Origin of the sequence: Nocardioides sp. Root682, assembly GCF_001427795.1 — a bacterium.
Lineage (GTDB): Bacteria > Actinomycetota > Actinomycetes > Propionibacteriales > Nocardioidaceae > Nocardioides.
Genome location: NZ_LMHJ01000001.1, coordinates 379,794 through 391,832, shown reverse-complemented (window position 1 = coordinate 391,832; position 12,039 = coordinate 379,794). Strand labels below are relative to the sequence as shown.

Annotated in this window: 16 protein-coding genes; 6 read left to right on the top strand and 10 right to left on the bottom strand. The window is 70.7% G+C overall.

What is annotated here, in order from left to right:
• The first annotated feature begins 41 nt into the window (after positions 1–41).
• A complete protein-coding gene (gene dapB / locus ASD84_RS01895) occupies positions 42–836 on the top strand; it encodes a 4-hydroxy-tetrahydrodipicolinate reductase (RefSeq protein ID WP_056710533.1) in 795 nt (264 codons plus the stop codon).
• A 19-nt stretch (positions 837–855) separates the two neighbouring features.
• Here dapB and ASD84_RS01890 read toward each other — a convergent pair whose 3' ends face one another.
• From ASD84_RS01890 to ASD84_RS01880, 3 genes are read right to left on the bottom strand one after another with little or no spacing between them, the layout of a single operon-like run.
• Complete coding sequence (locus tag ASD84_RS01890; protein WP_056706159.1) at positions 856–1,161, bottom strand: AzlD domain-containing protein; 306 nt, start codon at positions 1,159–1,161, stop codon at positions 856–858.
• Entirely contained in the window at positions 1,158–1,856 is a 699-nt protein-coding gene (locus ASD84_RS01885) for an AzlC family ABC transporter permease (RefSeq protein ID WP_235530935.1), read from the bottom strand. Before ASD84_RS01885 ends, ASD84_RS01890 begins: the two co-directional genes overlap by 4 nt.
• A 19-nt stretch (positions 1,857–1,875) precedes the next feature.
• A complete protein-coding gene (locus tag ASD84_RS01880) occupies positions 1,876–2,415 on the bottom strand; it encodes a GNAT family N-acetyltransferase (protein ID WP_056706156.1) in 540 nt (179 codons plus the stop codon).
• A 92-nt stretch (positions 2,416–2,507) separates the two neighbouring features.
• Here ASD84_RS01880 and ASD84_RS01875 point away from each other — a divergent pair, with 92 nt between their 5' ends.
• Positions 2,508–3,518 (top strand): aldo/keto reductase family protein, encoded by a 1,011-nt coding sequence (locus tag ASD84_RS01875; RefSeq protein ID WP_056706155.1) that lies wholly within the window; start codon positions 2,508–2,510, stop codon positions 3,516–3,518.
• 37 nt (positions 3,519–3,555) lie between these two features.
• Here ASD84_RS01875 and ASD84_RS01870 read toward each other — a convergent pair whose 3' ends face one another.
• From ASD84_RS01870 to nadA, 4 genes are read right to left on the bottom strand one after another with little or no spacing between them, the layout of a single operon-like run.
• Positions 3,556–4,221, bottom strand: a complete 666-nt coding sequence (locus tag ASD84_RS01870) for an EthD domain-containing protein (protein WP_156391530.1) — start codon at positions 4,219–4,221, stop codon at positions 3,556–3,558.
• 1 nt (position 4,222) lies between these two features.
• Positions 4,223–4,801 carry a DUF3043 domain-containing protein gene (locus tag ASD84_RS01865; protein WP_056706154.1) on the bottom strand — a complete coding sequence of 193 codons (579 nt, stop codon included), beginning with the start codon at positions 4,799–4,801 and terminating at the stop codon, positions 4,223–4,225.
• 2 nt (positions 4,802–4,803) lie between these two features.
• Positions 4,804–5,172 (bottom strand): zinc ribbon domain-containing protein YjdM, encoded by a 369-nt coding sequence (locus ASD84_RS01860; protein ID WP_082573097.1) that lies wholly within the window; start codon positions 5,170–5,172, stop codon positions 4,804–4,806.
• A complete protein-coding gene (nadA, locus tag ASD84_RS01855) occupies positions 5,165–6,340 on the bottom strand; it encodes a quinolinate synthase NadA (RefSeq protein ID WP_056706152.1) in 1,176 nt (391 codons plus the stop codon). The genes ASD84_RS01860 and nadA overlap by 8 nt, the downstream gene beginning before the upstream one ends.
• A gap of 73 nt (positions 6,341–6,413) precedes the next feature.
• On the opposite strand from nadA, the gene ASD84_RS01850 reads away from it, so the two are divergent.
• The 3 genes from ASD84_RS01850 (at position 6,414) to ASD84_RS01840 (ending at position 9,203) form a co-directional block, all read left to right on the top strand.
• Positions 6,414–7,499, top strand: coding sequence for a glycerate kinase (locus tag ASD84_RS01850; RefSeq protein WP_056706151.1), 1,086 nt, complete (start codon positions 6,414–6,416; stop codon positions 7,497–7,499).
• A gap of 74 nt (positions 7,500–7,573) precedes the next feature.
• Positions 7,574–8,704, top strand: a complete 1,131-nt coding sequence (locus ASD84_RS01845; RefSeq protein ID WP_235530934.1) for an NAD(P)-dependent alcohol dehydrogenase — start codon at positions 7,574–7,576, stop codon at positions 8,702–8,704.
• 76 nt (positions 8,705–8,780) lie between these two features.
• Positions 8,781–9,203 (top strand): HesB/IscA family protein, encoded by a 423-nt coding sequence (locus ASD84_RS01840; RefSeq protein WP_082573096.1) that lies wholly within the window; start codon positions 8,781–8,783, stop codon positions 9,201–9,203.
• Positions 9,204–9,269: 66 nt separating this feature from the next.
• Here ASD84_RS01840 and ASD84_RS01835 read toward each other — a convergent pair whose 3' ends face one another.
• Entirely contained in the window at positions 9,270–9,482 is a 213-nt protein-coding gene (locus tag ASD84_RS01835) for a hypothetical protein (protein WP_056706150.1), read from the bottom strand.
• Between the two features lie 140 nt (positions 9,483–9,622).
• On the opposite strand from ASD84_RS01835, the gene ASD84_RS01830 reads away from it, so the two are divergent.
• A complete protein-coding gene (locus ASD84_RS01830) occupies positions 9,623–10,555 on the top strand; it encodes a carbohydrate kinase family protein (protein ID WP_056710522.1) in 933 nt (310 codons plus the stop codon).
• Positions 10,556–10,562: 7 nt separating this feature from the next.
• Here ASD84_RS01830 and ASD84_RS01825 read toward each other — a convergent pair whose 3' ends face one another.
• Both ASD84_RS01825 and ASD84_RS01820 read right to left on the bottom strand, forming a co-directional pair.
• Positions 10,563–10,787, bottom strand: a complete 225-nt coding sequence (locus ASD84_RS01825) for a sulfurtransferase TusA family protein (protein WP_082573338.1) — start codon at positions 10,785–10,787, stop codon at positions 10,563–10,565.
• Between the two features lie 2 nt (positions 10,788–10,789).
• Positions 10,790–11,908 (bottom strand): cysteine desulfurase family protein, encoded by a 1,119-nt coding sequence (locus ASD84_RS01820; RefSeq protein WP_056706148.1) that lies wholly within the window; start codon positions 11,906–11,908, stop codon positions 10,790–10,792.
• Between the last annotated feature and the right edge of the window lie 131 nt (positions 11,909–12,039).

Here is a 12,039-nt window from a genome sequence, read left to right as displayed (position 1 = left end):
CTGCCAGAACGTCGGCCCGGGTGACGCACTACCTTGGTCTCGTGGCTGAACGTGTCGCTGAGAATGCAGCAGAAGAGCGTCCCGCGGGTCGCCTCCAGGTCGGGGTGCTGGGGGCCCGCGGCAAGGTCGGCGCCGAGGTGGTGACGGCCGTCGAGGGTGCTCCGGACGTCGACTTCACGGTCGGTGTCGACCAGGGCGACCCGATCGACGCGCTGGCCGCGTCCGGCACCCAGGTGGTCGTCGACTTCACCCACCCCGACGTGGTGATGGACAACCTGCGCTACTGCATCGAGAACGGCATCCACGCCGTCGTGGGCACGACCGGGTTCGACGACGAGCGACTCGAGACCCTGCGCGGCTGGCTGGCCGACAGCCCCGGAACAGGCGTGTTGATCGCCCCGAACTTCTCGATCGGCGCGATCCTGATGATGCGCTTCTCGGCCATCGCGGCCCCCTTCTTCGAGTCGGTCGAGGTCGTCGAGCTCCACCACCCGACGAAGGCCGACGCACCGAGCGGCACGGCCGGGCGCACAGCGGAGCTGATCGCCGCCGCGCGTCGCGCCGCCGGAAGCGCGCCGATCCCGGATGCGACCAGCACCGGCATCGACGCCGCCCGGGGTGCCGACGTCGACGGCATACGCGTCCACAGCCTGCGCATCCGCGGCCTCGTGGCCCACCAGGAAGTCGTGCTCGGCGGGCTGGGGGAGACCCTGACGATCCGTCACGACTCCCTGGATCGAGTCTCGTTCACCCCGGGCGTGTTGACCGGCGTACGGAAGATCGCGTCGTACCCCGGCTTGACGGTGGGCCTCGAGCACTTCCTCGACCTGCCCTGACCGAGCTGGGGGTGGCGCGTCAGAGCAGGCGGAGCAACGCCGCGCAGGCGGCTGAGCCGAACACCACCACCAGGAAGGGTGCTCGCGCGAGCAGCAGCAGTACGGCGAGCGCGAGGGCTGCCGCACGCGCGTCCAGCGCCAGAGCGCGCCCGTGGGGTGCTGCGAACACCTGCACCGTGACCAGCCCGGCCAGCAGGGCCACCGGGATCAGGTCGGCGATCCGCGCGACGACCGGGTGCGCGAGCACCCGAGCGGGCACCGAGAGTCCCGCCAGCTTGAGCAGGTAGCAACCCACGCCGGCGCCGAGGACAGCCCACCAGATCACGCCGGCACCTCCTCGTCGGGACGGGTGCTGGACCGCGCGGTGAGCGCGCCCACGAGGACCGCCACACCGGCAGCCACCAGCACGGGCACACCGGCCGGGGTCGTGGTGACCGCGCCCGCCGCCACGAGTGCGGCAACGAGAGCCGCGGTCCGGGTCAGGGGCGTCGTCAGGCGTGGCCACAGCAGTGCGAGGAACGCGGCGCCGACTGCTGCGTCCAGGCCGAGGTCGCGCGGGTCGCCGAGCTGTTCGCCAGCCACGGCACCGACCAGGGTCGTGAGGTTCCACAGCACGAAGATGGTGCCGCCGGTGACGAGGAAGCCGGTGCGGGCGAGGTCCCGGTCGGGCCGGGTGACGGCCATCGCGGTCGACTCGTCGATGAGCACATGAGCGGCAAGCGCGCGCCGCCACCCGCGGTAGCCGAGCAGCGGTGCCAGACGGAGCCCGTAGAGCGTGTTGCGCGTGCCCAGGAGCAGCGCAGCGAGGGCGCCGGCCACCGGAGTGCCCCCGGAGCCCAGCACGCCCGCCAGCGCGAACTGGGAGGCGCCGGTGAACATCAGCAGGGACAGCACGCAGGTCTGCGCGACGTCGAGCCCGGACGCGACGCCGACGGCGCCGAAGCCCAGGCCGTAGGTACCCGTCGCGATCGCGACGCCCAGGCTGTCGCGAACGACGGTACGACGACGGGGACCCTCCACGGCGACGACGATCGGTCGGTCAGGCGAGCGAGGTGTGCAGCCGGAGCTGCTTGATGGTGCCGCCGGACTCGTCGGCGAGCTCGCGGCTGGCGCCGTCCGGCGCCCAGCCGGCGCTGGTCAGGAACGCACGCAGGGCGTCGTCGGTCGTGGAGACCCAGCACACCGCCCGGCTGAACCGGTCGGCCTCGAGGGTGTCGGCGCAGGCCTGCAGCAGCCGGGACCCGTGGCCCGCGCGGGTCTTCTCCGGGTCGATCGTGAACTCGACGATCTCGCCGTCGACCGCCGGGTCGGCGTCGGGGTCGGTCGCGGGCACGGTGAGCGCGAAGCCGACCACCACGTCGTGGGTCAGCGCGACCAGCGCCCGGTGTCGGGCCTCGGGCGGTCGGGAGAGGGACGCGCGCCAGGACTCGGTCAGGGCATCAGGCCCGATGCCGCGTGCGGTGAGCAGCGCGGCCAGCTCGTCGTCGTACCTCTGCTGCCAGGTGCGGAGCTGGACCGCGGCGATCCCGGGAGCGTCGGCGGGCCACCCGACCCGGACGGAGACGTCAGCAGCGACCATGGGTCCATCCTCGCAGGGTGAGTGGCAGGACCGTCCTTCGGCGTCGCGGTCGGCGTCGTCATCGGGTTGCCCGGCGCGACTAGGGTCGACGCATGGAGATTCGCAACCTCGGAGCGAGCGGCCTCAGGATCTCGGCCATCGCGTACGGCAACTGGCTCACCCACGGTTCGCAGGTCGAGGAGGACGCAGCCTTGGCGTGCGTCCGCCAGGCCCTCACCGACGGGATCACCACCTTCGACACGGCCGACGTCTACGCCAACACGGCCGCCGAGTCGGTGCTCGGCAAGGCGCTCGCCGGTGAGCGTCGGGAGGGCCTGGAGATCTTCACCAAGGTCTTCTGGCCGACGGGTCCGGGCAAGCACAACGACCACGGGCTGTCCCGCAAGCACATCCTCGAGTCGATCGACGGTTCGCTGCGCCGACTCGGCACCGACTACGTCGACCTCTACCAGGCGCACCGGTTCGACCACGAGACGCCGCTGGAGGAGACGATGCTGGCCTTCGCCGACGTCGTGCGCTCCGGCAAGGCGCTCTACATCGGCGTCTCGGAGTGGCGTGCCGAGGAGATCCGTGCGGCGGCCGAGCTCGCCCGGGAGCTGCGGGTGCCCCTCGTCTCCAACCAGCCGCAGTACTCCATGCTCTGGCGGGTCATCGAGGAGGAAGTCGTCCCGACGAGCCGCGAGCTCGGCCTCGGCCAGGTCGTGTGGTCCCCGATCGCGCAGGGCGTGCTGACCGGGAAGTACCTCCCGGGCCAGCCTCCGCCCGCGGGGTCACGCGCGACCGACGCCAAGGGCGGCGCCGACATGATCGGGCGCTGGCTCAAGGACGACGTCCTGGAGCGGGTCCAGCAGCTGACGCCCATCGCGGACGCCGCCGGGCTCTCGCTCGCGCAGCTGGCCGTCGCGTGGGTCCTCCAGAACGACAACGTCTCGGCCGCGATCATCGGCGCCAGCCGGCCCGAGCAGGTGACGGAGAACGTCAAGGCAGCGGGCGTGAAGCTGGACGCCGACACGCTGGCTGCGATCGACCGCGTGCTCGACGGGGTCGTGACGACCGACCCGACGCTGACCCGGTCGCCGCGCCGCTCCGAGGCGCTGGGCTGAGCCGGCCGGGCTGAGTCGGCCGGGCTGAGCCGGTCGCTCAGGTCAGGGTGAACGTGTAGCGGCTGGTCGGCACGAGGTCGAGGCCCTGCGCCGCTCCGAAGCGCTCACAGCTCTCCATCAGCACCGCGAACCGCCGCTGGAACTCGGCCTCGTCGCCGCCGCTGCCGTAGAAGGCGTGGTGGTCAGTCATCGCGGCCATCGGGAACAGCTCCTCGACGATGCCGGCGACCGCCGGTGCGTCGGCGGTGAGGGCCTCCAGCACGGGGTTCTGGACATAGCCGAACGTGCCCTGGGTGTCGATCGCGACCTGGGTGTGCCGGTCGAGCCAGTCGGTCCGCCACGCCTCGGGCGAGAGGGTGTCCGGGCGGCGCAGGAATGCGACGTTCGCCAGGGTGTCGGCCCGCGCCCCGTCCGCAACGGCGGGCGGAGCCAGGGGTTCGCGTTCCTCGACCAGCCACGCGTCGGCGCTGCCGTCGAGCCGTCGTACGACGTCCACGACCGCGTCGGGCGATCCAGGGGTCCACACGCTCACGACTGCGGTGATCTGTACGCCGGGACCGAACCGCATGGCCGGGGCGACGGCGTCGTCGTCGACGTTCACCTGGAGCCGGGTGGCGCCACCGGCGGCGACGTCGTCGCGGAAGGCCGACCCGCGGAGCACGTCCCCGAGGGCAGGCGCGTGCAGCGCCGCGATGATCTTCACGTCAGCGGTAGTCGTCCGGCAGGGCCTGCCCGATCTTGACCTTGGCCTTCGGCATCCGCATGAACTTCATCTGCATCGCGCGGGTCAGCGTGTAGTAGGTCGTGCCCTTGAGCGGCTCCTCGGGGAAGCGTCGCTTGAGCTCGCGGCGGATCCGGAACCGCAGCACGAACATGTCGGTGACGACGAACAGCACGGTCGCGAGCAGGACCAGGCTGCTGGCCTGACGCAGCGCGTCGTTGCGGGTGTACCCGAGGATCAGGCCGACGATCATCAACGGGATGACCATCTCGACGATGGAGAACCGGGCGTCGACGTAGTCACGGATGAAGCGACGGACCGGACCGCGGTCACGGGGGAGCATGTACTTCTCGTCGCCCTCCTTCATGCCCTGGCGGATGCGCTTGCTCTGCTCGGCACGGAACTCGCGTTCCTTGCGGGAGGTGGCCTTGCGGTCGGCGGGCGCCTTGGCGCGAGCCCTGGCTGCGGCCTCGGCCTCCTTGCGCGTCGGGGTCGGACGACCCTTGCCGCCCGGCTTCGCGACGGTCGTCTCTTCGACGGGGGACTTGGTGCGCTTGAACACGCTCAGGCCTTCCTGACCACACTGGACTTGAGTTGCATCGGGCCGAAGCCGTCGACCTTGGCGTCGATGTCGTGGTCGCCCACCCGCTTCGTGGGGTCGACCAGACGGATGTTGCGCACCTTGGTGCCCGCCTTGATCGGCTTCGGCGCTCCCTTGACGGGGAGGATCTTGACGATGATCACGTCGTCGCCGTCGGCCAGCGGGTTGCCGTTGGCGTCGCGCACGACGTCAGCGTCCGCCGCGGCCTGTGCCTCGGCGGCAGCCTCGGCGGGCGACCACTCGTGGGCGCACTCCGGGCACACGAGCAGGTCGCCCATCTCGTAGGTGTACTCACTCGCACACGTGGGACAAGCAGGGAGGGTGTCAGTCACGGTGGGACTTCCCGGGGAGGTCGAGCATCCGCTGGAGGGCCACGAGCGCGTCCGCCTCGGTCTGCGGGTCCACCTGGATCTGGTTCACGACGACCCCCTCGACGAGGTTCTCGAGCGTCCACACGAGGTGCGGCAGGTCGATCCGGTTCATCGTCGAGCAGTAACAGACGTTGCGGTCCAGGAACATGATGTTCTTGTCCGGGTGGGCGTTCTTGAGGCGCTGCACCAGGTTGAGCTCGGTGCCGATGGCCCAGCTCGAACCGGCGGGCGCGGCCTCGATCGTCTTGATGATGTATTCGGTCGAGCCCACCTGGTCGGCCTTGAGCACGACCTCGTGCTGGCACTCGGGGTGGACCAGCACGTTGAGGCCGGGCACCTTGGCGCGGAGCTCGTCGATCACGTCGGCGGAGAACCGGCCGTGGACCGAGCAGTGGCCCTTCCAGAGGATGATCTTCGCCTTGGCGAGCTCCTCGGCGGTGAGCCCGCCGTTGGGCTTGAAGGGGTTCCACACGACGCACTCGTCGAGCGGGATGCCCAGCTGCAGCACGGCGGTGTTGCGACCGAGGTGCTGGTCGGGCAGGAAGAGGACCTTGGTGTCCTCGCCCTTCTGCGCGTAGGCCCAGTCGAGTGCCACCTCGGCGTTCGACGACGTGCACACGACGCCGCCGTTGCGACCGCAGAACGCCTTGATGTCGGCGCTGGAGTTCATGTAGGTGACCGGGACGACGACGTCCTGGACGCCGGCCGCAGCGAGGGCATCCCACGCCTTCTCGACCTGGGCGATGCGCGCCATGTCGGCCATCGAGCAGCCGGCCGCGAGGTCGGGGAGGATGACGCGCTGGTCGGGGCCGGTGAGGATGTCGGCGGACTCGGCCATGAAGTGCACGCCGCAGAAGACGATGTACTCGGCCTCCGGGCGAGCAGCCGCGTCGCGGGCGAGCTTGAACGAGTCACCGGTGACGTCGGCGAACTGGATGACCTCGTCGCGCTGGTAGTGGTGCCCGAGCACGAACAGGCGCTCGCCGAGCTTCTCCCGGGCGGCACGAGCACGCTCGACCAGGTCGGGATCGGAGGCGGCCGGCAGGTCGCCCGGGCAGTCGACGCCACGCTCGGAGAGCGGGTCGGTGCCGCGGCCGAGTGGCAGCAGTGGAAGGTCCACGGTGGTCATGGCCCCATCCTAGATCTGACGTGTCGAGAGCCACCGGTCGGTGCTCCGGGTGGTCATGGCCCATGATGACGCCATGCGCGTGCTGGTGGCCCCTGACAAGTTCGCCGGCACGCTCACCGCGGTCGAGGCGGCCGAAGCGATCGCGGCCGGCTGGCGGCTCCACGCCCCGGACGACGAGATCGTGCTGGCGCCGATGTCGGACGGTGGCCCGGGCTTCGTGGACGTGCTCCACGCCTCGCTCGGGGGTGACCTGCTGGCGGTCACGGTCGAGGCACCTCCGGGACACGAGGTCCCCGCGACGCTGCTGATGGTCGGACGGACGGCGTACGTCGAGAGTGCGCAGGCCTGCGGCATCCACCTCACCGGCGGCAAGCTCGGCGAGTTCGGTACGACGGTGGGCGTCGGCTCGCTCGTCCTGGAAGCCATCAACGCGGGAGCCGATCGGGTCGTGGTCGGCCTGGGCGGATCCGGCACCATCGACGGCGGCGCCGGGCTGCTGGCCGCACTCGGCGCGTCGGCCGATGTCGCGCTGGACGTCGGCGGCGTGTTCCTCAACGGCGTGACCACGGTGGACCTCAGCATCGCCCGCGCGCTCGTCGACGGGGTCGAGCTCGTCGCGGCGACCGACGTCGACAACCCCCTCACCGGACTGTTCGGTGCGAGCAAGACCTTCGGCGCCCAGAAGGGCCTCGACGAGGAGATGCAGGTCGTCATGGACGGCTACCTCGAGGAGTTCGCGCTCGCCACGGACCGGCGCCTGGCGCTCGCCCCCGGTGCCGGTGCTGCCGGCGGGCTGGGCTTCGCGCTGCTGCTGCTCGGCGGGTCGAGGGTCGGAGGCATCGGGCTGGTCGCTGACGCCGTCGGTCTGGCCGAGCAGGCACGGACTGCGGACCTGGTGATCACCGGCGAGGGTGCCTTCGACTTCAGCAGCCGCGCCGGCAAGGTTCCCGCCGGCGTCGCCGCCATCGCCGCCGAGGCGCTCCGCCCCTGCGTCGCCCTCGCCGGCCAGGTCCTGGTCGGTTCCCGCGAGATGCGCGCCCTGGGGATGGACGCCGCCTACTCCCTCGTCGACGCCGTCGGGGAGGAGCGCGCCTTCGCCGATCCGGCCGGCGCGCTCACCGTGCTGGCCGCCCGCGTGGCGCGGACCTGGGCCACCTGATCTGGTCGTCGAGTAGCCGAGCCGCCAGGCGAGGCGTGTCGAGACGTTTCTGGAACATGTTCTAGATTGCTCGGGTGACTGACACCCTGCGCACCACCGCCCTCGTCGTCAACGAACCGGGCGGCGACTTCACCTTCACCGACGTGCACCTCGAGGCACCCCGAGACGACGAGGTCCTGGTGCGGATCGTCGCCACCGGCCTGTGCCACACCGACCTGGTGGTGCCGACGATGCTGCCCGCCGAGATGATGCCGACCGTGATGGGCCACGAGGGCACGGGCGTCGTCGAGCAGGTCGGCGCCGACGTCGCGGGGATCGCGGTCGGCGACCACGTCGTGCTGAGCTTCCGCTCCTGCCGCGCCTGCGAGCCCTGCCGGGAGGGCCACGTCGGCTACTGCGAGCAGTCCCTGCTGCTCAACTACATGGGGATGCGGGCCGACGGCTCGACGACCATGACGGCGGCGGACGGAGACCGTGCCGGGCAGACGGTCTTCGGCAACTTCTTCGGACAGTCCAGCTTCGCGCGCCACGCCCTCGCGTACGCCGACAACTGTGTCGTCGTGGACAAGTCCCTGGACCTGGCTCACCTGGCCCCCTTCGCGTGCGGCTTCCAGACCGGCGCCGGCACCGTGCTCAACCTCCTCGATCCCGCTCCCGGAGACTCGCTCGTGGTCTTCGGCGCCGGAGGAGTCGGTCTCGCTGCGGTCGCGGCAGCGCGCGGCAGGGGCGTCGGGACGGTCATTGCCGTCGACCCGGTGGCCACGCGCCGGGCCCTCGCGGAGGAGTACGGCGCCACGGCGATCGACCCCACGGCGGGCGGTGCCCCAGCCGTCGAGGAACAGGTCCGGTCGCTCACGGGTGGCGGGGCGTCGTACGCCATCGACACGACGGCGCTGCCGGCCGTGGTCCTGCAGGCGCAGCGCTCGCTGCGCAGCCGCGGCATGCTGGTCGCGCTGGGCCTCGGAGCCGACGAGTACACGATCGACGCGATCGACCTGCTCCAGTCAGGCAAGACCGTGCGGTCCTCGGTGGAGGGGGAGTCGGATCCGCAGGTCACGATCCCGGAGCTGATCGCGCTTCGTGGAGCGGGCAAATTCGAGGTCGACCACCTCGTGACGACCTACCCCTTCGAGCGGATCGCGGACGCGATCGCGGACACGAAATCGGGTGCGGTGGTCAAGCCGGTCCTCGTCTGGGGGGAATAACCACAACTGTGCGACCATTGGTTGTAGTTGAACCCCTTTCTGACACACCAAATATGGACAACACCCTGGAGTGAGAATGAGCGACGCCTGCTGCGGTGGCGGCCACAGTCACGAGGCCGAGGCCACCGGTACGACGGCGACCATCGCCGAGCCGGTCTCCTTTGACCGCCGTGAAGACCAGATCAACATCAGCCCGGTTGCGGCCGCGAAGGTCGCCAGCCTGCTCGAGCAGGAGGGCCGCTCGGACCTGCAGCTGCGGATCTCGGTGCAGCCCGGTGGCTGCAGCGGCCTGCGCTACCAGCTCTTCTTCGACGAGCGGACCCTCGACGGCGACGTCGTGACCGACTTCGACGGCGTCGGCGTGGTCGTCGACCGGATGAGCGTCCCCTACCTCAACGGTGCGGTGATCGACTTCGTCGACACGATCGAGAAGCAGGGCTTCACCATCGACAACCCGAACGCGACCGGCTCGTGCGCGTGCGGTGACAGCTTCAACTGAGTCATCCTCAGCAACGCAAGAGGCCCCCGCCGGTTGGCGGGGGCCTCTTGCGTTGCGTCGGCTGAATCAGTCGAGATGAAGCTGAAGCGCGTTCGCGAGGCGCTGGGCGGCCTCGGAGATCTCGATCCCGCGCTTGGGCATCTCGCGGGGGAATTCGTCGAAGTGGATGCTGGGTGCGGGGCGGGTGGCCTGCACGGCCGCCTTCGCGAGCTGGCGGTTGACCGCCTCGCAGTCGGCGTGCAGGTCGCTGGGGGCGGCGATCTCTTCGTACGGCGTCATGCTTCGACGCTAAGCGTTACTCCTGGGTAGACCCAGTGGGACTGCCCCAACTTCGTGTTACGAGTCCGATAACGTTCCGTGTCGTGACTGAACCCACGGGCTCCCTCCTGATCGCTGGATCGATCGCGACCGACCATCTGATGACGTTTGCCGGCAAGTTCTCGGACTCGCTGGTGGTCGATCAGCTCGACAAGCTCTCGGTGTCCTTCCTGGTCAACGACCTCGAGATCCGCCGCGGCGGAGTGGCACCCAACATGTGCTTCGGCCTGGCGCGCCTCGGGCTGCGCCCGGTCCTGGTCGGCGCTGCCGGCGAGGACTTCGCCGACTACCGCTCCTGGCTCGAGCGCAACGGCGTCGACTGCGACTCCGTGCACATCTCCGACAGCAAGCACACCGCGCGCTTCGTGTGCACCACGGACACGACGATGGCGCAGTTCGCGTCGTTCTACCCGGGCGCGATGAGCGAGGCCAGCCAGATCGAGCTGGCGCCCATCGTCGAGCGGGTCGGCGCGCCGTCGTACGTCCTGATCGGCGCGGACGACCCGGCCGCGATGAAGCGCCACACCGAGGAGTGCCGCCAGCGTGGCTACCCGTTCATCGCTGACTGCTCCCAGCAGCTCGCCTTCGCCGAGGGTGACCTGATCCGGGACCTCATCGAGGGCGCTGCGATCCTGTTCTCCAACGAGTACGAGTCGCACGTCATCGAGAAGAAGACCGGCTGGAGCGCCGAAGAGGTGCTCTCGAAGGTCGACATCCAGGTCACCACGCTCGGCAAGGACGGCGTCCGGGTCACCACGAACGACGGCACGTCGTTCGAGATCCCGGCTGCCAAGGACGTCGCGGCCCTGGAGCCCACCGGTGTCGGTGACGCGTTCCGTGCCGGCTTCCTCGCGGCCCTGTCGTGGGGTTCCACGCTCGAGCGTGCCGCCCAGGTCGGTTGCGTCCTCGCCGCCTACGTCGTCGAGACGGTCGGCACCCAGGAGTACGACTTCACGACGGCGCAGTTCGTCGACCGGGTGCGTGCGTCCTACGGTGACGACGCCGCCGACGAGGTCGGCAAGTTCGTCGTCTGAGCTCGGCTCAGCTGAGCCGCCGCACGGTGTAGCGGGGCAGGTGGTCGTCGGCGAGGTCCTCGCCGACGTACTCCTGCCCCCTCATCCGGCACCACGCCGGGACGTCGTAGCGCGCTGCGGGGTCGCGGGCGACCACGGCCAGCAGGTCGCCGACGGCAACCGACGGCAACGCCTTCGCCAGCTCGATGATCGGGCGAGGGCACGGGAGGTCCCGGCAGTCCAGCTCCAGCATCGTCACAGCCCTGCCCTGGCACGGATGGCCGTGACGGACTCGACGAGTGCCGCGCAGAAGCCGTCGACCTGGTCGTCGGTGGTGTCACGGTCCAGTGACACCCGGACGTTGCCGTGCGTCAGGGCGCCCATCGCCGCGAGCACGTGGCTCGGCTCCAGGGTGGAGGCGGTGCAGGCCGACCCGCTGGCGACGCCGTAGCCGCGTTGCGCGAGGTCGGTGACGATCTCGTCGCCGCCGACGTACAGGCAGGAGAACGTCACCAGGTGGGGGAGCCGGGCGATCGGGTCCCCGACCACCTCGGTGTCGGGGAGACCGGCGGCGGCGCGACGAATCCGCTCGACCATCTCGAACTGGCGCGTGGCGACCTGCTCCCGCTCGGCCAGCACCGCCTGGAGCGCCGCGGCGGCAGCCAGGGCGGCGGGCACGTTCGGGAAGCCGGCCGGGTTCTCGAGCTCGTCCTCGCCGGGGAACGGATTGGTCCAGCGAGTGCCCCGGCGGACCGCGAGAACGCCGACCCCGGCCGGGCCGCCCCACTTGTGGGCGGAGGCGGCGAGGGCGTCCCAACGACGGGGGAGCACGACGTGCCCGACCGCTGCGGCCGCGTCCATGAACAGGGGTACGCCGCCGGGCAGGTCGAGCTCGTCCACCGGCTGAAGGGTGCCGACCTCCTGGTTGGCGGCCTGCAGGGCGACCACGGCCACGCCGTCGCGTCGCGACGCCACGGCGAGCGCCTCCAGGTCGACCCGACCGGCCGGGTCCACCGCGATGCTCGCGTGGGCAGACGACTCACGCCACTCGACGGCATGCAGCACCGAGGAGTGCTCGACCGCGCTGTGCACGATCCCGCTGAGTCCTGTCGTGGACGCGAGCCCCAACAGCCCCCGGTGCACGGCGTCGGTGCCGGACGCGGTGAAGGTGATCTCGTCGGGTTGGGCACCCAGCGCCTCGGCGACCACGGCGCGGGCGTTGTCGAGGAGCAGGCGCGCGTCCCTGCCGCGACCGTGGAGCCGACGCGGGTCGCCGTACCCCCGCTCGAGCGCAGCGAGCAGCGTGTCGTGCGCTGCGGGGTGCAGGCGCTGCGACGACGCCGCGTCGAGGTACACCTCAGGCGTGCTGCTCACAGGGCGACGATAGATGAGGGGCAGGGGAGCGGTGCGCGCACGCCGCGCCGATCCCGAACCACTGACCCCACGCCCCGCACGAGTCCCGTCTCCGCTAGTGTTCGCAATTGTTCTGACCCTCGAGAGGAAGG